This is a genomic window from Dyella sp. C9 (assembly GCF_003332825.1).
Classification (GTDB): Bacteria; Pseudomonadota; Gammaproteobacteria; order Xanthomonadales; family Rhodanobacteraceae; genus Dyella.
In genome coordinates this window covers 96,928-119,240 of the sequence record NZ_QIRF01000008.1, presented here as the reverse complement: position 1 = coordinate 119,240, position 22,313 = coordinate 96,928, and the positions used below count along the sequence as shown (strand labels likewise).

General features: G+C 67.3%; 20 protein-coding genes. 4 read left to right on the top strand and 16 right to left on the bottom strand.

What is annotated here, in order from left to right; translation table 11 throughout:
- Positions 1–3: 3 nt before the first annotated feature.
- From DVU99_RS11695 to gspE, 10 genes are all read right to left on the bottom strand, one after another.
- Positions 4–708, bottom strand: a complete 705-nt coding sequence (locus tag DVU99_RS11695; RefSeq protein ID WP_114240390.1) for a general secretion pathway protein GspN — start codon at positions 706–708, stop codon at positions 4–6.
- On the bottom strand, positions 705–1,334 hold the full coding sequence (gspM, locus tag DVU99_RS11690; protein ID WP_114240389.1) for a type II secretion system protein GspM: 630 nt from the start codon (positions 1,332–1,334) through the stop codon (positions 705–707). The genes DVU99_RS11695 and gspM overlap by 4 nt, the downstream gene beginning before the upstream one ends.
- Positions 1,331–2,506 (bottom strand): PilN domain-containing protein, encoded by a 1,176-nt coding sequence (locus DVU99_RS11685; protein WP_114240388.1) that lies wholly within the window; start codon positions 2,504–2,506, stop codon positions 1,331–1,333. Before DVU99_RS11685 ends, gspM begins: the two co-directional genes overlap by 4 nt.
- Positions 2,503–3,387 (bottom strand): general secretion pathway protein GspK, encoded by an 885-nt coding sequence (locus tag DVU99_RS11680; RefSeq protein ID WP_114240387.1) that lies wholly within the window; start codon positions 3,385–3,387, stop codon positions 2,503–2,505. The genes DVU99_RS11685 and DVU99_RS11680 overlap by 4 nt, the downstream gene beginning before the upstream one ends.
- The gene (locus DVU99_RS11675; RefSeq protein WP_232823573.1) at positions 3,384–4,061 is read right to left on the bottom strand and encodes a prepilin-type N-terminal cleavage/methylation domain-containing protein; all 678 of its coding nucleotides are present in this window, start codon (positions 4,059–4,061) and stop codon (positions 3,384–3,386) included. Before DVU99_RS11675 ends, DVU99_RS11680 begins: the two co-directional genes overlap by 4 nt.
- Positions 4,058–4,462, bottom strand: a complete 405-nt coding sequence (locus DVU99_RS11670; RefSeq protein WP_114240385.1) for a prepilin-type N-terminal cleavage/methylation domain-containing protein — start codon at positions 4,460–4,462, stop codon at positions 4,058–4,060. Before DVU99_RS11670 ends, DVU99_RS11675 begins: the two co-directional genes overlap by 4 nt.
- Complete coding sequence (locus DVU99_RS11665; protein ID WP_114240384.1) at positions 4,459–4,971, bottom strand: GspH/FimT family pseudopilin; 513 nt, start codon at positions 4,969–4,971, stop codon at positions 4,459–4,461. Before DVU99_RS11665 ends, DVU99_RS11670 begins: the two co-directional genes overlap by 4 nt.
- A gap of 2 nt (positions 4,972–4,973) precedes the next feature.
- Positions 4,974–5,399: a type II secretion system major pseudopilin GspG gene (gene gspG, locus DVU99_RS11660; RefSeq protein ID WP_114240383.1), complete on the bottom strand. Its 426-nt coding sequence runs from the start codon at positions 5,397–5,399 to the stop codon at positions 4,974–4,976.
- 31 nt (positions 5,400–5,430) lie between these two features.
- Positions 5,431–6,648: a type II secretion system inner membrane protein GspF gene (gene gspF, locus DVU99_RS11655; RefSeq protein WP_114240382.1), complete on the bottom strand. Its 1,218-nt coding sequence runs from the start codon at positions 6,646–6,648 to the stop codon at positions 5,431–5,433.
- Positions 6,649–6,840: 192 nt separating this feature from the next.
- A complete protein-coding gene (gene gspE, locus DVU99_RS11650) occupies positions 6,841–8,535 on the bottom strand; it encodes a type II secretion system ATPase GspE (RefSeq protein ID WP_114240432.1) in 1,695 nt (564 codons plus the stop codon).
- Between the two features lie 599 nt (positions 8,536–9,134).
- Between gspE and DVU99_RS11640 the strand changes: the two genes are divergently transcribed.
- Positions 9,135–9,923 carry a TatD family hydrolase gene (locus DVU99_RS11640; RefSeq protein WP_114240380.1) on the top strand — a complete coding sequence of 263 codons (789 nt, stop codon included), beginning with the start codon at positions 9,135–9,137 and terminating at the stop codon, positions 9,921–9,923.
- Positions 9,924–10,331: 408 nt separating this feature from the next.
- Here the strand turns inward: DVU99_RS11640 and DVU99_RS11635 are convergent, their stop codons facing one another.
- The 3 genes from DVU99_RS11635 to DVU99_RS11625 all read right to left on the bottom strand — a co-directional run bounded on the left by DVU99_RS11635 (position 10,332) and on the right by DVU99_RS11625 (position 12,888).
- On the bottom strand, positions 10,332–10,868 hold the full coding sequence (locus DVU99_RS11635) for a pseudouridine synthase (protein ID WP_114240431.1): 537 nt from the start codon (positions 10,866–10,868) through the stop codon (positions 10,332–10,334).
- A gap of 44 nt (positions 10,869–10,912) precedes the next feature.
- Positions 10,913–11,809, bottom strand: a complete 897-nt coding sequence (locus tag DVU99_RS11630; protein ID WP_114240379.1) for a class I SAM-dependent methyltransferase — start codon at positions 11,807–11,809, stop codon at positions 10,913–10,915.
- Positions 11,810–11,976: 167 nt separating this feature from the next.
- A complete protein-coding gene (locus tag DVU99_RS11625; RefSeq protein ID WP_114240378.1) occupies positions 11,977–12,888 on the bottom strand; it encodes a LysR substrate-binding domain-containing protein in 912 nt (303 codons plus the stop codon).
- Between the two features lie 104 nt (positions 12,889–12,992).
- On the opposite strand from DVU99_RS11625, the gene DVU99_RS11620 reads away from it, so the two are divergent.
- A complete protein-coding gene (locus tag DVU99_RS11620) occupies positions 12,993–13,187 on the top strand; it encodes a hypothetical protein (RefSeq protein ID WP_114240377.1) in 195 nt (64 codons plus the stop codon).
- 55 nt (positions 13,188–13,242) lie between these two features.
- Here the strand turns inward: DVU99_RS11620 and DVU99_RS11615 are convergent, their stop codons facing one another.
- Positions 13,243–15,405 (bottom strand): beta-glucosidase, encoded by a 2,163-nt coding sequence (locus DVU99_RS11615; protein ID WP_232823577.1) that lies wholly within the window; start codon positions 15,403–15,405, stop codon positions 13,243–13,245.
- A 172-nt stretch (positions 15,406–15,577) separates the two neighbouring features.
- On the opposite strand from DVU99_RS11615, the gene DVU99_RS11610 reads away from it, so the two are divergent.
- Positions 15,578–16,525 (top strand): aldo/keto reductase, encoded by a 948-nt coding sequence (locus DVU99_RS11610; RefSeq protein ID WP_114240375.1) that lies wholly within the window; start codon positions 15,578–15,580, stop codon positions 16,523–16,525.
- A 293-nt stretch (positions 16,526–16,818) separates the two neighbouring features.
- On the opposite strand, the gene DVU99_RS11605 is transcribed toward DVU99_RS11610, so the two are convergent.
- Positions 16,819–17,871, bottom strand: coding sequence for a TraB/GumN family protein (locus tag DVU99_RS11605; protein ID WP_114240430.1), 1,053 nt, complete (start codon positions 17,869–17,871; stop codon positions 16,819–16,821).
- Positions 17,872–18,075: 204 nt separating this feature from the next.
- On the opposite strand from DVU99_RS11605, the gene DVU99_RS11600 reads away from it, so the two are divergent.
- Entirely contained in the window at positions 18,076–19,074 is a 999-nt protein-coding gene (locus DVU99_RS11600; protein ID WP_114240374.1) for a hypothetical protein, read from the top strand.
- Between the two features lie 143 nt (positions 19,075–19,217).
- Here the strand turns inward: DVU99_RS11600 and DVU99_RS11595 are convergent, their stop codons facing one another.
- The gene (locus DVU99_RS11595) at positions 19,218–21,446 is read right to left on the bottom strand and encodes an NADP-dependent isocitrate dehydrogenase (RefSeq protein ID WP_114240373.1); all 2,229 of its coding nucleotides are present in this window, start codon (positions 21,444–21,446) and stop codon (positions 19,218–19,220) included.
- Positions 21,447–22,313 lie beyond the last annotated feature (867 nt).

Genomic DNA, 22,313 nt, shown 5'->3' with positions numbered 1-22,313 from the left:
AACTCAGTGGGCTCCCTCGGTAGGCGCTGCCTGTTGTTGTGCGCGCCGCTTCTGGATGGCTTCTCTCAACTGGCGAATGCGATCGTTCTGCGCATCGCCGGCTGCGGGTGGGGGTGATGCCGTGGTGGGCGCCGGCACGCTGGTGACCTGCATGGCACCCGGCGGCAACGCCGCCCCCGCCGGTACCGGCACCGGTGGCGCAGCGCCTGGCGCCGCCTGCTTGGGCATGTCGATCGGCGCGCCGGCCGGCAGGTCGAGCTGGGTGCGTCCGCTGGCCGATTCGAAGATCGCAGCGCGCGGCTTGAGTTCGGCCAGCTTCCAGCTGCCGTCAGGCAACGCATCACCCTCGCGCACGCGCACGTCGCGGTCGGCACTCTTGTCGTGCAGCAATGCCATGTGCAGGGTCGGCATCAGGATGATGCCGGTGAGTTGCATATCACCCAGGCTGGCTCCGCCCCCGGCCGCATGCATCACCGGCTTGCGATCAGGATTGAACAATGGCTGCTGCCACACCGCCGCGAACTGGGTGAGCGGCACGGGCGGCGGCAAGCCCTGGTCGTGCGCCTCGGGCAGCGGCGCGGTGGGTCGCGACGGACCCCAGGCCACACCACGGCCAACGCCGGCGAGCAACGACAGCAGCAACACGCCGAACACCGCGGCGATGCCACCAAGCAGGGGCGTCAGGCGACGCTGGGCAGCGGCATTCATGGCGCACCTCCCTGCGCGTCCACACCCGCATTGCGCGCCTGGCGCACATAACCGGAAAGGGTGAACTGCACTTCCAGCGGCGCACCCGCCTGCTGCATCGCGGCCACCGGATTGCGATAGATGCTCATGTCATCGACGAACAGGTACGGCGTGCCCTGCTCCAGGTCGTGCAGCGTCTCGGCCAGCGGCTGCATCTCGCAACGCAGGCTGATGCTCACCGCTACCTTGCGGTAGGGCTCGTCGGGCCCAGCCGGCGGATTGGTCACCGGCATCTTCTGGGTGACGTCGCACGAACCGCCCTGCGGATGCGCCGCCACCGCATCGACCACGCGCTGCATCAAGCCTGCCGCCGCCGCGTTGGGATCGTCCTCGGGCAGGAACGCATGGCTGGCCGCCTGCCCCGCACCCATCGCCGCGATGCGCTGCTGCAACGCCGGCTTCTCGGCGATCGCGGCGGCATAGCGTGCATGGGTGTCGCGCAGGTCATCCATTTCCGAGCCGATGGCCTGCAATGGCGCCACGAACCACCAGTGCAGCAGCGCGAAGTAGGCGATCAGCAGGACCATGGCCAGCAGCACGATGGCGGCGATACGGCTTTCGCGCGGCTTCATCGCGGTCAGCTTCATGGCGCACCTCCCGCCGCGGCGCTGCTGCTTGCCGGCGCGATCTTGCTCTTGGCCTCGGCCGGCTTGCGCAACTGCGCCACCATGTAGAAGCGCTCCTTGCCGGTGGTCGGATCGGCCTGGATGGTGCCCTGGAAGTTGGCGTCGGTGATCACCGTCGAGCCCTTCAGCGCATCGACCAGCCGCGCGGCCTGCGGGCTCTGTCCCTGGAAGCCGACCTGGCCGCTGTTGTCGATGCTCAGGCGTTCCAGCCATGCGGTAGTGGGCAGCCGCCTGCTGAGGTCCTCCATCACCGCCAGCGCCGACACCTTGTTGCGCTTGCGATCAGCGAGGAAGCCCGCGGCGCCGGCATTGTCCTGCAACTGCTGGCGCAGATTGGACACCTGCTGCGCGTCGGCGCGCATGCTTTCCACCTCGCTGCGCATCTGCTCCAGCGCGGCCTCGCGGTTGTGCAGGAACTGCAGCAACGACAGCAGCAGCAGCAGGATGGCCGCGGCGCCGAGCGCGAGATTGAGGCGCTGGCGCGGGTGCTGGCGTCGCGGCACCAGCTCAGGCGGCAGCAGGTTGACGCCCAGGCGCTCATGGCCGACGGCGACGTCCACCGCATCGACCTGCAGGCCCGAGGCGCCGAGACGCGCCAGCAGCGGGTCGAGCGTGCTGCGCGGCACCACCACCAGCTCGGCCGCGAAACGCCCGGCCGGCGCGTTGGCGCGCAGCTCGCGCAGGTCGAAACGCACCTGTTCGACGCGGAACGGCGTCTGCCGGTCCATCTCGAAGGCACCGATCTGCAGCAGGTTGTCCCGCGCCGCCAGCGGCAGGGTCAGGCGCGGCCGCAGTACTTCGGCCGGATCCAGGCACAGCGCCAGCCGCAGGTCTTCACGATCGACGCCGCGCACCGCATCGCCCAGCGCCACCTGCTGGGCACTGGCATCGAGCTGGCTGCTCCAGCGCGCGCCGGCATACAGGTCGCCGGCACGACGCACCAGCCAGTCATCGCCCTCACGCTGCAACAGATACCAGGCCTGGCCGCCGCCGAAGCGGGTACGCCAGCGCGCCGGCAGCAGCGCCACCAGTTCGCCGGTCCACCAGGCCAGGGCCCGTGGCAGCGGCGAGCCGTGCCATGCGCGCCGCGCGCGATCCAGTTGCGCCTGCAGCGGCTGCGTTGCCGTGTTCATTCCCCGTCCCCCTCCTGCCAACGCAGCACGGCATACGGTGCCGCTCCCGGACGGCTGCCCTGCAGGCGCACCGTCGCGCGAAGAATCGCGCGCGTGCCATCGGGCAGCGTGGCTTCCGAACGAATACTATGCGTTACTCCCTGGGCCGCGACCAAGCCTTGCACGCCTTGTCCCGGTTGTCCCGCTGCACGGGACGCTACCACCGCCTGCGCCTGTTGCGCAGTCATGCCCGGAATCGCGGCCAGCGCCAGCGGCGGCGCGGTCGCCGGGTTGGGGCTGGGCCGCCCCGACCACAACGTGACCTGCGAGGCGATCGCGCGGTAGACGGCCGGGTCCATGCCCAACACCATCTGCAACTCTTCGACGCTGGCGAACGGGCCGTGGCGCGGACCGTAGTCCTTGCCAGCCTGCGCATAAGTGGGGTCGGGCACGCTGCCTACCTTCGGCATGACCGAAAAACTTCGCCAATCCACCACGTTGCCCGCCAGCGACTGCGCCGCGTTGTCGGACATGCCCGCGGCGCGGAACAGGTTCTGCAGCACATCGGGCGAAGCGGCGTTGAGATCCACCTTGCCCCCCTCGTCGATGATGCTGATGTTGACCTTGGCGCCGTCGAAATCGAACGGGTAGCTGCGCCCGTCGGGCACCCAGCGCTGCGGCTGCTGGGGATCCTGCAGGCTGTAGATGGCGCGCATCACGCCTGCCTCGGCGGCGTAGTGCGCCTGGGTCTGGGCAAACTGGTAGCGCGCCTGCAAACCTTCGGTACGCGCCAGCATGGCGTAGCCGCCGAGCAGGATCGCCAGCAGCGTGCAGGCCCACAGCACCACCAGCAGAGCTACGCCGCGTTGTGTCCGGGAAAGGCCGCGGGCAAGCCGGCTCATGGCGGGCTCCTGCGCTGCAGGCCCTGCAGCAGGTCGGCCTGCCCCTGCGTGGCCGAGACATCCACGCGCAAGGGCGCGTCCAGCTCGGGCCAGTTGCTGGTGCCCTTGAGCCGCAACGCGATGCGCACGATGCGCGGCATCGCACGCACGTCGCTCCACTGGTCGCGCCAGTCGCCGGCCTTCTGCGCCGTGTCTGGCGCGCGATAACTGAAGCTGCCGTCGCGGATGCCCTCCAGCAATACTTCCGGTTCGCCCAGGGCGTGCGGCGCGCTGCCGTCGGGAGGCATCAACGCAAAGCTGGCCTCCAGCCGCGATCCGCCCTTGCCGTCAGGCACCAGCTTGAGCTGCTGCAATTGCGGGCCGAGCTGACCCAGGTAGCCGGGCAACGGCGCCACGAAACGCATCACGTGCGCGTCGCCGGTGAAGTAGATCGGGTCGCCCTTGTCGGTGCGGCCAAGCGGCACCGCGCGCGCCTGGGCCAGCTCGCGCCGCAGGAACTGCTGCGCGGAGCGGATCTCGTCGAGCCGTCCGATGGCCTGCTCGCCGGAATGCACCGCATGCGTGGCCGTGCGCACACCGCCGTATACGCCCAACAGCAGCAGCGCGAGCAAGGCCAGCGCGCCCAGCACTTCGAGCAGGGTGAATCCACGCATGGCCGCGGGCGTATGCCTCATGAGGTCGACCCTCCCGGCGGGCCGAGCAGGCGCAGCGTGCTGAAGTGCGCGGTGTGCTCACGCGGGGCAGCACCCCAGATCACCTCCAGGTCGAGCTTCACCATGCGAAATGGCGCATTGCCGCCCGCCGCCTGCGGCGGATTCCACGGCGTTACCACCAGGCGCCAGCGGTAGGTGCCATCGAAGCGCCCTTCGGTGTGGCCGGGCTGCAGGGGCGTGGTGATGTCCACCGTGTCGAGCAGGCTGCGTGCCCACAGCGCGGCCTGGCTGTGATCGTCGGCGTTGCGGGTCAGTGCGATCGAACCGCCCGCCACCTTCATGAGCGCGGCGAAGGCGATCGCCAGCAGCAGCGTGGCCGCGATCACCTCCAGCAGGCTGAAGCCGCGCGTGCGTCGTGTCATGGCGGGCCACTGGTGTCGGCGACGCTGACCGCGCCGGTCAGCCACGACACGTTCACCCGCCACTGGCGGCGCTCGCGCTGCAGCGTGATGTGGCCCCCGGTGGAGCTGCCATCGGGAAAGAAACGGATGCGGCCGGTGTGGGCGTCCACCTGGTCCTCGCGTGCGCTGGTGATGCCGATGCGCATGCCCGAGGGCAGGCGTACCGGCGCACCGTCATCCGCGCGATAGGTGTTGTCGCGGGTATTCACGTCGAAGGTGTGTTCGTTGCCATGCACGATGGCCTGCGTACGCACCGCACGCAGCGCCGCCGCCAGCTCGCCGCTGGCGGCGCTGACGCGGGCGCTGGCCAGGCCCTGGGTCACCGATACGGCGACCGCGGCTGCGGCGATGCCGATCAGCAGGATCACCGCGAGCATTTCCAGCAGGGTGAAGCCGGCCTGCCCGCGCGCAACCGCGCCTGCGCCACCGGCGCAAACGCGAAATCGTGCACGGGGCGGCCGCGACGCCATGCCTACTGCCAGTTGCCCACGTCGGCGTTGTAGCCATCGCCGCCGGGCCTGCCATCCTGGCCGTAGAAGATCAGGTCGAAACTGCCGTGGTCGCCGGGATACTTGTAGCCAAACTCATGGCCCCACGGATCCTTCAGCTCCGACTCCTTCGCATACGGGCCCTGCCAGTTGCGCGCGTTCGCCGGTTTCACCAGCAGGTCCTGCAGCTGCTGCGGCGGGGTGCCGTTGTCCAGCGCGTAGTTCTCGATCTTCTGGCTGAGCGTGACCAGCTGGGCCTTGCCCGCGCCGTACTTGCCCTTGTCGACGTTCTTGCCGACCTGGGTGACCACCACCGCTCCGATGATGCCGATCAGCACGATCACCGCGAGCATTTCCAGCAGGGTAAAGCCGCGGGTGGCGCCGAAACGGCGGTTGTTCCTTTGACGCATGGGGTACCTCGTGGTCGTTCGATGAAAGGGGCTACTGGATGTTGCTGGTCAGGCTAAGCAACGGCAGCAGGATGGCGGCCATGATGATCGCCACCAGCACGGTCATCACGATGGTCAATGCGGGCACCAGTGCGGCCAGCAGGCGATCGATGGCGCGACGGCTTTCCAGTTCGAAGGTATCGGCCACCTTCAGCAGCATGGTGTCGAGCTGGCCGGCCTCCTCGCCCACCTGCACCATCTGCAGGGCCAGGCGCGGGAAGCGCTGCGACTGGGCGAGCGCGAGGCTCAGGCCGGAGCCTCCCTTCACCTGCTCGGCCGCCTGCTCCAGCGCCTGGTCCAGCGCGCGGTTGGCGGTGACCTGGCGCGCGATGCCCAGCGCGGAAAGCAGCGGCACGCCGTTCTTCAGCAACGTGCCCAGCGTGCGCGCTATGCGCGCGGTCTGGACCTTCAGCAGCAGCGGCCCCACCACGCGCACGGTGAGCAGGCGCGCATGCCAGGCCAGCCGCGTGGCCGGATCGCGCAGGCGCCCGCGCACGATCAGCACGCCCAGCACGATCAGGATGACGATCGCCCACCAGCCGTTCTGCAACGCGCCGCCGAGCGCCAGCACGGCCTGCGTGATCCACGGGATCGGCACCTGCATGTCCTCGAAGATCGGCACGAACTGCGGCACCACGTAAGCGAGCAGCAGCAACAGGGACCCGAGCACGCCTACCATCAGGAAGGCCGGATAGATCAGCGCATTGATGATGCTGCCGCGCAGTTGCTGCGAACGCTCCAGGTATTCGGCCAGGCGGCGCAGCGTGTCTTCCAGCGAGCCGCCGGCTTCGCCCGCGCGCACCAGGCTGATGTAGGGCTTGGGAAACACGCCGTGTTCGTCGTCCAGCGCCTGTGACAGCGGCGTGCCGCCACGCACGCGGTCGCGCACGCGCTCGATCAGCGCCTTGGCGCTGGCGCCTTCGGGCAGGTCCATCAGGATGCCGAGCGCGCGATCCAGCGGCTGCCCTGCGCCAAGCAGGGTGGCGAGTTGGTGGGTGAACTGGGCGAGCTGGTCGCCGGTCAACGGGCCACGCTTGAGCAGGGCCGCCAGCCCTCGCCCGCCGCTGGCGGCGTCGGCCGCGCTGGCGTCCAGCGGCGTGTGGCCCTGGTCCTGCAGGCGATTGACCACCTCCTCGAGGCTGGCGGCCTCCATCTGGCCCTGCAGCAGCTCGCCGGTGGCGCTGACGGCGCGATAGCGGAACTGCGTCATGGACGGGCGTCCGGTTTGGCCCGTACATGGCGCAGCGCGGACAGCACCCGATGCGCCACTGCAAGGCAGTCATCCCAGCGAAGGCTGGGATGACGGCGGATAAGGTCGGGCCAGCTCGCAAGCACGCAGGCGCTACCCTTTCTTGGGGACGCACCCCGGGCCATTCGGCAAATGCCGGGGGACGTCAAACCATCAGCTCTCCTGCGTGACACGCAGCACCTCCTCGATCGTGGTGATGCCCGCCACGGCCTTGGCGATACCGTCCTCGTACATGGTGCGCATGCCTTCGGCGCGCGCGAGACGCTCGATCTCGCCGGCGTCGGCGCGTTGCATCACCAGGCGGCGCAGGGGGTCGCTCATCACCAGGAACTCCATGATGGCGCGGCGTCCGCGATAACCGGTGGGATTGGCCGCGCTGCTGCCAGGCTTCCACAAACGGATGGGACGTTCGTTGGTGTACTTGTGCAACTCGAACTGCTCGATCACCTCGGGCAGTGCCTCGTAGGGAACGGCCGTCTCCGGATCCAGGCGACGCACGAGACGCTGCGCCAGGATGCCGTTGACGGTGGAGCCGAGCAGGTAGTCCTCCACGCCCATGTCGAGCAGGCGCGTGATGCCGCCCGCCGCGCTGTTGGTGTGCAGCGTGGACAACACCAGGTGACCGGTAAGCGCCGACTGGATGGCGATGCGGCAGGTTTCCAGGTCGCGCATTTCGCCGATCATGATGACGTCGGGGTCCTGGCGCACGATGGAGCGCAGGGCACCGGCGAAATCCAGGCCGATCTGCGGCTTCACCTGGATCTGGTTGATGCCTTCGATCTGGTATTCGACCGGATCTTCGACGGTGATGATTTTCACGTCGGGCGTGTTGATCTTCGACAGCGCCGTATACAGCGTGGTGGTCTTGCCCGAGCCGGTGGGGCCGGTGACCAGCAGGATGCCGTGCGGACGTTCCAGCACGTCGACGAAGCGCTGCTGGAAGTTGTCGGTGAAACCGAGCGAGGCGAAATCGAACACCACCGACTCGCGATCGAGGATACGCATCACCACCGATTCGCCGAAGCTGGTGGGCACGGTGGACACGCGAAGGTCCAGCTCCTTGCCCTGCACGCGCAGCTGGATGCGGCCATCCTGCGGCAGTCGCCGCTCGGCGATGTTGAGCTTGGCCATGATCTTCACGCGCGAGATCACCGCCGCGGTGGAGCTCGACGGCGGCGCCTCCACTTCATGCAGCACGCCGTCGATGCGGTAGCGCACCTTCAGGCGGTTCTCGAACGGCTCGATGTGCACGTCCGAAGCGCGCTGTTCCACCGCGCGTTGCAGGATCAGGTTGACCAGCCGGATCACCGGCGCCTCGGAGGCGAGGTCGCGGAGGTGCTCCACGTCGTCCTCGACGGCGGCGCTGCCGTCCAGGTTCTCGACGATGGTGCCCATCGCCGAACGGCCGGAGCCGTAGTAGCGCTCGATCAGGTCGTCGATTTCCGAGCGCAGGCCAATGCGCAGCGTCACCGGCCGGCCGGCGGCCAGCTGCATCGCCTGCAGCGGATAAGGATCGGCCGGGTCGGCCACCACCAGCGCCAGGCCATCCTCGCCCACCCGCACCGGCACCACGTGCTGCTGCTTGAGGAAGCGCACGGATACGTCCAGCTCGGCGGGCGGCAACTCGGGGGCATCGCGTGCCGCCAGCAGCGGGGTATCCAGCCGCTCGGACCAGGCCTCGGCCAGGTCGCGCTCCGACACCAGGCCCAGCCGGGCCATCAGCGCGGTGAGCGTGCCTTCCGGCGACTCCTCGTGCAGCCGGCGCGCCCGGACGAGATCTGTGTCCTTCAGCCGGCCACGGGCCACCAGCAGCGCGCAGACCGCCGCCTCACCGCTTTCCATCGCCATATCTTCCTTGTTGGCGACCGGCTTTGCGACTGCCGACATGTGCTCACCCCGCTTCCAGTGTAAGTACCCTCGCGCATGCCGCCCCCAACGGCAACGAGGACGCATTCGTAACACACCCATTGGGCGCCACGCGAGCACGGTTCCTCACCATCGCTCACAGTTGTCGACCACGCCCGGGTCCCTGCGTTCAACGAGAGCCGGAGCGTAATCGGGCCGCATGACGGTTCGCTTGCCGCCACCGGCTCGCACGGCACCGCCGTTCAGGCGCAAGAACTCGCCGAAACCCGCCCACCGATGCCCCCAGACCGGTGTTTTCCAGGGCATGGGGAGGGCCGTTTCCGGCCCCACCCTGCTTGCGCCAGCGACGAGCGCCGCCCTGCGGCCATGGGGCATGGTCATCGACACGTCATGGCCGAGCGGCATCCCGCAGCGCAGCATCCCCGCGCCGGCCCGTGCTTGGCGCATGCCTGCGGACAGGACATGGTCGCCGGCGCGGAACACGCCTTGCCCTTGCCCAGAGCGCCAGGCCGCCCTGCCGTCGGATGCCACATCGCCACGGGTCTGGGACAATAGCCGGCCCCTTCGCGCGTAGCCGTCCCATGCAGCTGATCGACATCGGTGCCAACCTTACCCACGAATCGTTCCATCACGACTTCGACGCCGTGATGCAGCGCGCGAAGGACCACGGGGTGGCACAACTGGTGGTGACCGGCGCCTCGGCCGACGGCAGCACGCATGCGCTGGCGCTGGCCCAGGCCCACCCTGGCGTGCTGTACGCCACCGCCGGCGTGCATCCGCACCATGCGATCGACTACGACGACGCCACCGACGCCCTGCTGCGCGCGCTGGCCACCCACACGGAGATGCGTGCCGTCGGCGAAACCGGGCTCGACTACAACCGCAACTACTCGCCCCGCGACGTGCAGCTGGCCGTATTCGAGCGCCAGCTGCAGATCGCGGTGGACGTGCAGAAGCCGCTGTTCCTGCACCAGCGCGACGCGCACCACGATTTCGTCGCACTGCTGCGCCGCTATCGCGACAAGATTCCCGGCGCGGTGGTGCATTGCTTCACCGATACCGGCGAGGCTTTGCGCGACTACCTCGCGCTGGATTGCCATATCGGCATCACCGGCTGGATCTGCGACGAGCGCCGCGGCACCCACCTGCGCGAGCTGGTGAAGGAAATCCCCACCAACCGCCTGATGATCGAGACCGACGCGCCCTACCTGCTGCCGCGCACCGTGCGCCCGCAGCCCTCGCACCGCCGCAACGAGCCGATGTACCTGCGCCACATCTGCCAGGAAATCGCGCGCGACCGCGGCGAGCCGGTGGAAGTGACCGCCGCCAACAGCACCGCCACGGCCAAGGCGTTCTTCAACCTGGATTGATCCGGCGAGCGCGCGCGATCACGCGCCGCGAAAGCGCCCGCTAAGCCGTTTTCCACAGCGTTTGTAGACGTGCACGGGAGAAGCCTGTGGATAGGTACGCCAGGTGGTTGATCCACAACGCCAACACGACATGGCGGTGAAGGATTGACCAGCGGTATCGCCGTCATGGTCGCGCACAGGGTGCGCTCCTACAGCGAGGGCGTGCCGCGCTTCTTGTAGGAGCGCACCCTGTGCGCGATCACACGCCGCGCGTGCGTCGATCCCCGCGTTTTCCACAGCCCATGTGGATGCGCACGGGAGAAGCCTGTGGATAGGTATCGCAGGTGGTTGATCTACAAAGCCAACACGACATGACGGTGAAGGATTGACCAACGGTGTCGCCGCCATAGTCGCGCACAGGGTGCGCTCCTACGGGGTGATGATGCGCGTAGCGCCCGGTTCCAACCCATCCAGCGCGTAGGGGCCGATGCGTTCGCGAATCAGGCGCAGGGTGGGGAAACCCACCGCCGCCGTCATGCGGCGCACCTGGCGATTGCGTCCCTCGCGCAAGGTGATGCGTATCCAACTGGTAGGGATGAGCTTGCGAAAACGCACCGGCGGGTCGCGTGGCCACAGCCAGTCCGGTTCCGCGGCGTGTTCGGCACCGGCCGGCAGGGTCGGCCCGTCGTTGAGCATGACGCCGCGGCGAAGCGCGGCGATGGCCTCGTCGGTGACCTGCCCGTCAACCTGCACCAGGTAGGTCTTGGGCTGCTTGTGGCGCGGGTCGGTGAGTTTGTGGGCAAGCCGGCCGTCGTCGGTGAGCAGCAACAGGCCTTCGCTGTCGTGGTCGAGTCGGCCGGCCGGGTAGACATCTTTCTGACGCACGAACTCGGCCAGCGTGCGACGAGCATCCGCATCGCTGAACTGGCAAAGCACGCCGTAGGGTTTGTTGAGCGCAAGCAACATGGGCAACACCATCGCGCGCCGCGGGGGCGCGTGATCCTGGCGACTCAGCGCGTGGACGCGGAAGCGGCGGGCGTCGCCGGCTTCACGAAGCGCAGCGTCATGCGGTCCGATTCGCCAATGGCCAGGTACTTCGCGCGATCCTGGTCACCCAGGGTGAGCGTGGGCGGCAGCGTCCAGACACCCTTGGGGTAATCCTTGGTGTCCTTCGGATTGGCGTTGATCTCGCTCTTTTCCTCGAGCTTGAAGCCTGCATCGGTGGCGAGTTTCACCACGTAGCTGGTCGGCAGGTAGCCGCTGCCCTTCACCGCATCGAGCGTGGCGTTGTCGGCCGCGCGATGGTCTTCCACGCCCAGCACGCCGCCCGGACGCAACACGGCATAGAACGCCTTGAACATGGCCGGCGCGGTATCCGCTTCGACCCAGTTGTGCACGTTGCGGAAGGTCAGCACCAGGTCGGCCGAACCCGGTGCGCCGAACGACGGCGCCTTGGGATCGAACTCCAGCACCTGCGCCTGGCCGTAATGGGCAGGATCGGCCGCGAACTTCGCGCGCAGGCCACTGAGGTTGCGGCTGGCCTCGCCTTCGCCCGAGGGTTTGGCGACGGCGGCGATGTAATGGCCGTTGTCCTGCAGCAGCGGCGCGAGGATCTCGCTGTACCAGCCGCCGCCCGGGGTGATCTCGACCACCGTCTGGTCGGGACGGATGCCGAAGAACTGCAGCGTGGCCTTGGGGTGGCGATAGACATCGCGGGCGCGGTTTTCCGGCGAGCGCCAGTTGCCGGCGATGACCTGGTCGAGCTGCGACGCGGTGAAATCGCTGGCGGTGGTCGGCGGCACCAGCTCGCCCGCAGGCTGGTCCTGTGCCTGCGCCTCCGGCGCAGTGCCACCACTACACGCGGCCAGCAGCAGCGCTGCCAGCCCCAGGATCACACGGCTATTCATCGAAAACCCCTGGTACGTAACATCAATCAAGACGGATAAAGCATAGCGGGGGCAGCTTGCCGGCCACTACGTATACAAATGGTGGATGGACAAAGCGCTCGCGCTCGTCCGACGGCAGGAAAACACGAATCGCTGGAGCCGGCCTTTCACCACCCACGGCGAAGGTTTTACGCCATGCCCTCGCCATTGGTTGCCGACGACATGGCCTGGGCGTACTTGCCCGCCTCGCACAGCAGCCATTCGCGGAACGTGCGCAGTCCGGCGTGACCCTTCGCGTGTTCCGGATACACCAGGAAATAGGCTTCGGGAATCTGCTGGTAGCGGTCGCCCAGCACCTTCAGCAAACCCGCTTCCACCAGCGGTCGCGCCATCACCATGCGCCCCAGCGCCACGCCCATGCCTTCGAGGGCACCGCGCTGCAGCGCATCGGTGTTGTCGAAATGGGCCACGTAGCGTCCCGGCGGCTGGCCACCGGCAGCGGCAAACCAGTCGCGCCAGCGATCACCGGGATCACCGAGCAGCGGCCACTGGCCGAGATCGTTGGGATCGGCGTCGCCCATGCGCGCGAGCAGGGCTGGCGAGGCCACCGGCGCGATCCATTCGCCGAACAGGCGCTCGGTGACCAGGCCCGGCCACGGGCCGCGTCCATAACGCACCGCGGCATCCACTGGATCGCGCTCGAAGTTCACCAGCTCCACGCTCGACTGCAGGTTGAGCTGCAGCTCCGGGTGGGCCGCCACCAGCCGTGCCAGGCGCGGCACCAGCCAGCTCGACATCACGCCGGGAATCGCGCTCAGCGTGAGCACGTCCTCGCGCCGGCAGCGGAAGCCGGCCATGGCGCGATCGATGCCCTCGAAGTGATGCCCCACCGCTTCCAGCAGGCGGCGCCCTTCCGCCGTGAGTTGCACGCCGCGCGGGCCGCGCTCGAACAGCTTGCGCTCCAGCCGCTGCTCCAGCTGGCGAACCTGGTGGCTGAGTGCGCTGACGGTGAGATTGGCCTGCTCGGCCGCGCGCGACAGATTGCCCAGCCGGGCCACCTGCACGAACTGCTGGAGGAGATCCAGTGACACCCGTGCCATTTGAATTTCTCTCAAGTCTGGCTTGCGAATATATCGCTTTTTCGCACCCTGCGAGGCGCCTATCTTGAAGCCACGCTTAGACAAGGCGGCAACGGGAGGATCTCATGAGCTCGCTCTTCACGAACCTGCTGTTCATGCATGGACACATCGCCGACCTCGAACTGGCCCGTCGACTGGCGGGCGAAGAGGAACGGGGGCGTCCGCCGAAGGGCAAGCGCCAACCCGCACCCAAGGCAGAGCAACAGCTGGCCAACGCGGTCGCCGTCCCCAGCCTGGCGGCGCAAGGCGGTTGCGGCTGAAGCATGCCCCCGCGGTAGGCGCGGTCGCCGCCCATGAAGGCGGCGAAGCTGAGTTTCAGAGCGCGCCCGGCTTGAGTTGCACGACGACCGGCGTACCCAGTTCGGCGGACGAGTGGCCTTCGGCGACGCTGTAGGAGCCACCCGGCACGACCCAGCGGTGCGTGGTGGTGTCGAAATGGGCGAGCAGGCGCGGTTCCAGCGGAATGGTCAGCTGGCGATGCTCGCCCGGCTGCAGGTTGACCTTGGTGAATGCCGCCAGCCGCCGTGCCTTGGCGCCGGGCAACTGCACATAGACCTGGGCCACCTCGGCACCCGCGCGGGTACCGGTGTTGCTGAGCTCGAGCGTCGCCTCGAGTTGGTGGCCCTGCGCGCTCACCTTGAGCGAGCCATGGCTGAAGCTCGTGTAGGACAGGCCATAGCCAAACGGGAACAACGGCTTGATGCCGCGCGACTGGTACCAGCGATAACCGACGTCGGCACCTTCGATGCCATAGTCGACCGAAGCGGGAGGCGTACCGCCACCGGCACCCGGCAACGCGGGACGCGGCAATTGCGAGACGTCGCGTGGCCAGCTCAGCGGTAGGCGGCCCGAGGGGTTCACCTTGCCGGTGAGCAGATCGGCGATGGCATGGCCGGCGTCACCGCCGGGATACCAGACCTCCAGCACCGCGCCGACCTGGTCCAGCCAGGGCATGGTCACCGGGCCGCCGTTTTCCAGCACGACCACGGTACGCGGATTGGCCTTCGCCACGGCCGCCACCAGGGCATTCTGGGCATCGGGCAGCGAGAGGTCGGTGGCATCCACCGATTCGGCGGCCCACTTCTGCACGAACACCACGGCGACGTCCGACTTCGCCGCCAACGCAGCCGCAGCGGCCACGTCGTTGCCCTCGGCAAACTGGATATTGGCCTTGGGTGCGGCTTCACGCAGCGCCTTGAGCGGCGCATACGGGTGATACATCACCGGGCCCGGCCAGCCGGCGGGCGCCAGTCCGGGCACCGCATTGCCACCCTTGGCGCTGACCAGCGACGAGCCGCCACCGGCGAGCACACCCTTGTCCGCATGGGCACCGATGACCGCCACCGAGCCCAGCTTGCCCACGTCCAACGGCAACAGGCCTTGCTGGTTGCGCAGCAGCACCGCGCCCGCTTCGAGCGTCTGCCGCGCCACGGCCAGGTTGGCCACCTCGTCGATCGGCGACGGCTGGGCGGGATGCTCGAACACGCCCGCGGCGAACATGCTGCGCAGGATGCGCAGAACCATGTCATCGACGCGCGCCTGCTTCACCTCGCCCTTGGCCAGCGCGTCGCGCAGCGGCGCATCGAAGTAGACCTGCTTGTCGAACACCTCGCCGGCCGACTCCTGGTCGAGGCCGGCATTCACCGCCTTGGCGGCGCTGTGCGTGCCGCCCCAGTCGGACATCACGAAGCCGGGGTAGTGCCAGTCGCGCTTGAGTACCTGGTTCAGCAGGTAATCGTTCTCGCAGGCCCAGTCGCCGTTGAGCTTGTTGTACGAACACATCACCGAACCTGGCTTGCCGCGTTCGATGGCCAGCTCGAACGCCAGCAGGTCGGACTCGCGCATGGCCTGCTCGCCGATCTCCACGTTGATGGTGTCGCGCGCGGTCTCCTGGTCGTTCAGGGCGTAATGCTTGATGGTGGAGATCACATGCGCGCTTTCCACGCCGCCCACCGCGGCGCCCACGATGGCACCGGCCAGCAGCGGATCCTCGCCGGCGTACTCGAAGTTGCGACCGTTGCGCGGCTCGCGCATCAGGTTGATGCCGCCGGCCAACAGCACGTTGAAGCCATTGCTGTGCGCCTCGCCGCCGATCATCGCGCCACCGCGAAACGCCACTTGCGGATCCCAGCTGGCCGCGGTCACCGGCCCCGCCGGAAGCGGCGTGGCGTAATGGCCCGCGCGGATGCGATCGGAACTGGCCACGCCCAGGCCGGCATCACTCTCCTGCAGCGCAGGAATGCCCAGCCGTGGTATGCCCGGCACGTAACCGGCCGAACCGAGCGAACCCTTCGGCACTGGGTTGTTGGCGGGACGATCGGGGCCGCCGTAATAGCTGCGGATCAGCTGGAACTTCTCGTCCTGCGTCAGCTGCGCCAGCAACAGCCTGGCCCGCGCGTCGGGGGCAAGCGAGACGTTGCTCCAGGGTTGCGCGGCGGGCTGCGCCAACGATGCGCCCACCCACGTGCACATACCCATCACGATCGCGCACCGCAGTGCGGTTACTGCCTTGGCTTTCATCGAACGTCCTCTCCGTAACGGTGGCGCGCTCGCCTCGGCATCACATCGGCGGCGCGTATACTCGCGCGAAACCAGCGTTTCGAGTATGCATGTAAACGTACCCCTCCCCCATCGCATGCGGAGCACATCCATGAATCTTCGTCCCCTTGGCCGATCCTCGATCTCGGTGGCGCCCCTTGCATTCGGCGGCAACGTATTTGGCTGGAGCGCGGACGAAGCACGCTCGTTCGAACTGCTGGACGCCTTCGTCGACGCAGGCTTCAACCTGGTCGACACCGCGGACGTCTATTCGGCGTGGGTTCCGGGCAACCGCGGCGGCGAATCGGAAACCATCATCGGCAAATGGCTCAAGCGCAGCGGCAAGCGCGACAAGGTGGTGATCGCCACCAAGGTAGCCAAGTGGGCCGAGCATCCTGGCCTGTCGCCGATGAACATCAACCAGGCCGTGGAGGGTTCGCTCAAGCGCCTGCAGACCGATTACATCGACCTGTACCAGGCCCACGAGGACGACGCCTCGGTGCCGCTGCACGAGACGCTGGAGACCTTTGCCAAGCTGATCGAACAAGGCAAGGTGCGCGTGATCGGCGCCTCCAACTACGGTGCCGACCGCTTTGGCGAAGCACTCAAGCTCTCCGCCGAGCTTGGCCTGCCACGCTACGAAACGCTGCAACCGGAATACAACCTGGTCAGCCGCAAAGCCTATGAGCAGGAGCTCGAGCCACTGGTGGTCGCCGAGGGCATTGGCGTCATCAACTACTACGCTCTGGCCAGCGGCTTCCTTAGCGGCAAGTACCGCAGCGAGGCGGACCTCGGCAAGAGCGCCGCACGCAGCGGCGCGGTGCAGAAGTACCTGAACCCGCGCGGCCTGGGCGTGCTCGCTGCGCTCGACAAGGTGGCGGCCGCACACAACGCCACGCCCGCGCAGGTGGCACTGGCCTGGCTGATCGCCCGCCCCAGCATCACCGCCCCGATCGCCAGCGCCACCACGATTCCGCAACTGAAGGAGTTGTTCGGCGCCGTCGAACTCCAGCTGGGCAAGGATGAGATCGCGTTGCTGGACCAGGCTAGCGCCGGATAAGCCACCGTTTGGACCATGTTCGGGGCGTTGCCGTTGGGCAGGCGCCCTGCCCTGTCGTCCCTCGCGCTATTTGCAGGAGCGCACCCTGTGCGCGATCAAACGTCGCGAAGGCGTAGGCCAGGCTGTTTTCCACAGCCGATGTGGATGCGCACGGGAGAAGCCTGTGGATAGGTATCGCAGGTGGTTGATCTACAAAGCCAACACGACATGGCGGTGAAGGATTGACCAGCGGTGTCGCCGTCATGGTCGCGCACAGGGTGCGAATGCGCCCGGTGGGCGGTGATTTGGCTGCGTTATTGCGCTGGCGCCACACCCTCGGCGTCGCTGCCGTCTGGCGCCTCCACCGAATAACCCTTTTCCTTCAGCTGCGCGATGAGGCCCTTGGGCGAAAGCACGTCTTCCATCGGCAGCATGGCGAAGGTCTGCGTATTGGTGTTCAACGCCTGCTCGGCCGCCTCGATCCACATCGACTGCGCTTTCTGCTGCACATCGCTGAAGCCTAGCTGCCTGGCGAAGCCCGCTTCGGTCACGGCGGAAATGCATGCCTCGCGCTGGTCGTTCATCGGCAGACCGCGCAAGGTCTCGATGTCGCCGGTGGCCCAGGCATTGGCGCGCTCGGTGATGCGCCCGAGGTCGCGCTCGACCGTATCCAGCGTGCGGCCAAAGCATTCGCGGTCGTCCATGGGCGAGGACTTGAAGGTCTTCACCGCGTTGCGCGGCTCGTCCACCATCAGCGTGTAGCGGACCGTCTCGAACTTCACGTTGTGCTTCTTGGCCAGGTCGCGCACGGCATCCTTCACGCCGCCCGAGCCGGTGAGGCCATGGCGCTTGATCGCCTTGTCGTACAGCTCCACCGCAGCAAAGATCGGGCGCCAGTCTTCCACGCTGCGGTCATTGCCCAGGTACTGCTGCTTGAGCACCAGCCAGCGTGCATAGTCCTGCGCGGGCACCATCTGCTGCAGGGTCTGGCCATCGGGGTTCTTGCGCGCGCCCACCAGCGAAGGGAGCAGGAACAGCTTGCCGAAGAAGTTGGTCTTGGGCTTGAGCGCCACCGAGGGCGGGCCCAGCACCTCCTGCGATTCGGCGATGGTCTGCTCGATTTCGTCGGTCTTCCATTCCATGTGGTCGGGCAGCGGCGACAGCGTACCGAGCACCCACATCACGTGGTCACCCTTGCTCACCTTCCACAGGCCCGGACCCGGCTGCACACCGCTTACCGTCACCGCTTCGAGGTTGGTCGCCGCCGCCGTGGACGGCGGCGCCGGCGTCGCGGACCCGGCGGTCTGCGCGAAGGCTGGGGTGAATCCGGCAAGGGCGAACAGACAGACGAACAGGGTGGGACGCATGCGCAGCTCCATGGCCAGTGAGCGTATCGGACCGGGATTATCCGCCAGCCCTCGCCGTATCGACCGCACCTCGACGCCTTGCGTTCATTCGGCCCTTAGGCTTCGTGCATGACAGCTGTCAGTGGCGATGGCTGATAGGCCACGCTGCCGGCGCCATCGCCTGGCGGGCACGCTTTGCACACCAACCCCGCCAAGGAGTGCGCCATGAAACGCTCGTCCCTGCTGCGACCGCTGCAGCCGTTCATTCCCACGGCGTTCATTGCCGCCCTGGCCATCACCGGCTGCCTGGTCGCGGGCCTGGCCGTCGCGCAGGCGGGCGGTGACGCCCCGCGCCAGCCGGCGGCGGTACAAGCCGACCAGCTGTTCCTGGACACGTTCCATCGCGGCGACTACGCGCACCTGCAGCAAGCCCTCGAAGCCGAGACCGCGGCCTACCTGCGCAACCCGCAAGATGCACAGACCGCGGCGCACGTGGGCTGGCTGCACATGTGGCGGGCCGCCGAGCGCAACCGGCTGGAGCACACGCCGCCGAGCATCACCGACGACCTGGTGCTGGCCCGCAAGTATTTCGCCCGGGCGTCGGCGCTGGACCCTGCCGACGCACGTTTCCGCGGTTTCCTCGCCAGCGCGATGCTGGCCGAAGCACAGCTCGATCGCGACGACGCCTTGCGCCAGCAAGGCATGGCCGTCATGCAGCAGGCGGTCAAGGACTGGCCCGCCTTCAACCTGTTCACCGCCGGCTACGTGGCCAGCAACCAGCCAGCCGACAGCGAGGGCTTCAGGCAGGCGCTGGAACTGCAATGGCAGGATCTCGAGGTGTGCGCGCACACCCGCCTCGATCGCCATGGCACCGACCTCGACCGCTTCAGCCAGGCCATGCGCGGCGCCAGTGCGGGCACGCGCGATGCGCGCGCCTGCCTCAACTCCGCCATGGCCCCGCACAACGAGGAAGGCTTCATGCTCAACATGGGCGACATGCTGACCAAGTCGGGAGACTGGCAGACGGCGACCAAGATCTACGCACTGGCGCAGCGCTCACCGGACTATGCGCAGTGGCCTTATCGCGAAGTGCTCGAACAGCGCATCCGCGACGCCCAGGCCAATGTCGTTGCGTTCAATGCGCCTGGCGTGCCCGGCCAGAAGCCCGCCAACCCGATCATGCTGGGCAGCGCGTTCTCCTGCACCGGCTGCCACCAGCGCTGAGCGCGACAGGCTTCGCCTGCAGGTGCGCAGCCTGTGCGTGATCGTGCAGTTGATCGCCAAAGGCATGCGCGCACAGGGTGCGCTCCTGCAAAAAAGAAGGCCGCTTGCGCGGCCTTCCTCTTGTTACGCGTTGTCGCCGTCGATCAACCCAGCGAAGCCAGCGCGTCGTTGAAGGTCTTGCTCGGGCGCATGGCCTTGCTCACCAGCGCCAGGTTCGGGTGGTAGTAGCCCTGGATGTCGACGGCCTTGCCCTGCGCACCGTTGAGCTCGGCCACGATGGCGGCTTCGTTCTCGGTGAGCAGCTTGGCCAGCGGCGCGAACTTTGCCTTCAGCTTGGCATCGTCGTTCTGCTCGGCCAATGCCTGCGCCCAGTACATGGCGAGGTAGAAGTGGCTGCCGCGGTTGTCCAGCTCGCCGACCTTGCGTGCCGGCGACTTGTTGTTGTCGAGGATCTTGCCGTTGGCCTGGTCCAGCGTCTTGGCCAGCACGCGGGCATCGGCGCTGTCGTAGCGGTTGGCCAGGTGCTCCAGCGAAGCGGCGATGGCCAGGAATTCGCCGAGCGAATCCCAGCGCAGGTAGTCCTCTTCGAGGAACTGCTGCACATGCTTGGGCGCCGAGCCGCCGGCACCGGTCTCGAACAGGCCGCCACCGGCCATCAGCGGCACGATGGAGAGCATCTTGGCGCTGGTGCCCAGCTCCATGATCGGGAACAGGTCGGTGAGGTAGTCGCGCAGCACGTTGCCGGTCACCGAGATGGTGTCCTGGCCCTTGCGGATGCGCTCCAGCGAGAAACGGGTGGCCTCCACCGGCGACAGGATGCGGATGTCCAGGCCGCTGAGGTCGTGATCCTTCAGGTAGCGCTCGACCTTGGCGATGATCTGGCGATCATGCGCGCGGTTGCTGTCCAGCCAGAACACTGCCGGAGTGTTGCTGAGGCGCGCGCGGTTCACGGCGAGCTTCACCCAGTCCTGGATCGGCGCATCCTTGGTCTGGCACATGCGCCAGATGTCGCCGGTTTCCACCGGCTGCTCCAGCAGCACGTTGCCGGCTTCGTCGGTGACCTTGACCACGCCGTCGCCGGCGATCAGGAAGGTCTTGTCGTGCGAGCCGTATTCCTCGGCGGCCTGCGCCATCAGGCCCACGTTGGGCACGCTGCCCATGGTGGCCGGATCGAACGCGCCATGCGCCTTGCAGTCCTCGATCACCACCTGGTACACGCCGGCGTAGCTGCGATCGGGGATCACCGCCTTGGTGTCTTCCAGCTTGCCTTCGGCGTTCCACATCTTGCCGGAGTCGCGGATCATCGCCGGCATCGAGGCGTCGATGATCACGTCGCTGGGCACGTGCAGGTTGGTGATGCCCTTGTCGGAATTGACCATGGCCAGCGCCGGGCGCTTGGCGTACTCGGCCTTGATGTCGGCCAGGATCTCGTCCTGCGTGCCCTGCGGCAGGGCGCCGAGGCGGGCGTACAGGTCGCCGATGCCGTTGTTCGGCTCGAAGCCCACGCTCTTGAGCACATCGGCGTGCCTGGTCAGCACGTCCTTGTAGAACCCGTTGACCACGATGCCGAACATGATGGGGTCGGACACCTTCATCATGGTCGCCTTCAGGTGCACCGAGAACAGGATGCCCTGCTTCTTCGCGTCCTCGATCTGCGCATCGATGAAGCTGGCCAGCGCCTTGCGGCTCATCACCGCGGCGTCGATGATCTCGCCGTCCTTCAGCGCGGTCTTCTCCTTGAGCACCTTGCTGCTGCCGTCCTTGCCAAACCACTCGATCTTCACGGTGGTGGCCTTGGGCACCACGGTGGACTTCTCGCTGCCGTAGAAATCACCGCCATCCATGTGCGCGACGTGGGTCTTCGAGTCGGAGCTCCACGCACCCATCTTGTGCGGGTGCTTGCGCGCGTAGTTCTTCACCGAAAGCGGCGCGCGGCGGTCGGAGTTGCCCTCGCGCAGCACCGGGTTCACCGCGCTGCCCTTCACCTTGTCGTAGCGCGCCTTGACGTTCCACTCGCTGACGTCCTTGGGCTCTTCCGGATAATCCGGCAGGGCGTAGCCCTGGCCCTGCAGTTCCTTGATCGCGGCCTTCAGCTGCGGCATCGAGGCGCTGATGTTCGGCAGCTTGATGATGTTGGCCTCCGGCGTGGTGGCCAGCTGGCCCAGCTCGGAGAGGTCGTCGGCGATCTTCTGGTTGTCCGGGAGGATGTCCGGGAACTGCGCCACGATGCGGCCGGCCAGCGAGATGTCGCGGGTTTCCACTTCGATGCCGGCGGTGCCGGTGAACGCCTTGATGATCGGCAGCAGCGACTGGGTGGCGAGGTACGGCGCTTCGTCCGTGAGCGTGTAGATGATCTTCGGCGTGTTCGACATTCTATGACCTCGCTGGCTACGGCATGACCAAAAGGGGGAGGCGCGCCGGGCGGCAGCGCCATCCGCGGACGCAGGAATCGTCCGGGGCCATTCCAGATGGGGGCAAAGGACGCGGACGAAAGCCCCTCATTGTCGCGATTTCGTCCAGAGGGGGAAAGCGCGGCCCCGACTATGCGCGAACGTATGGTCCAGCGCGCCGCCCTGGACGATGGACCCCCGGAACCCGCCCAGGGCTGCATGCCCCCCCTTTTCCACAGCGTGTGTGGATGTGCGCGGGAGAAGCCTGTGGATAGCTATCGCAGGTGGTTGATCCACAACGCCAACACGACATGGCGCTGAAGAATTGACCAGCGGTGTCGCCGCCGTGGTCGGGCACAGGGTGCGCTCCTACAGCTGGGGCGTGTCGTACTTTTTGTAGGAGCGCACCCTGTGCGCGATCACACGTCGCGAAGGCGTTGACCAGGCTGTTTTCCACAGCCGATGTGGATGCGCCCGGGAGAAGCCTGTGGATAGGTACTCCAGGCGATTGATCCACAACGCCAGGGCGACATGGCGGTGAAGGATTGACCAGCGGTGTCTCAGCCATGGTCGCGCGCAGGGTGCGCTCCTGCAGCTGGGGCGTGCCGCGCTTCTTGTAGGAGCGCACCCTGTGCGCGATCACACGCCGCGAAGGTGTTGATCACCCTTTTTTCCACAGCCGATGTGGATGTGCACGGGAGAAGCCTGTGGATAGGTATCGCAGGTGATTGATCCACAACGCCAGGGCGACATGGCGGTGAAGGATTGACCAGCGGTGTCGCGACCGTGGTCGCGCACAGGATGCGCTCCTACAGCGGGGGCGTGCCGCGCTTTTGTAGTGCGCGACCA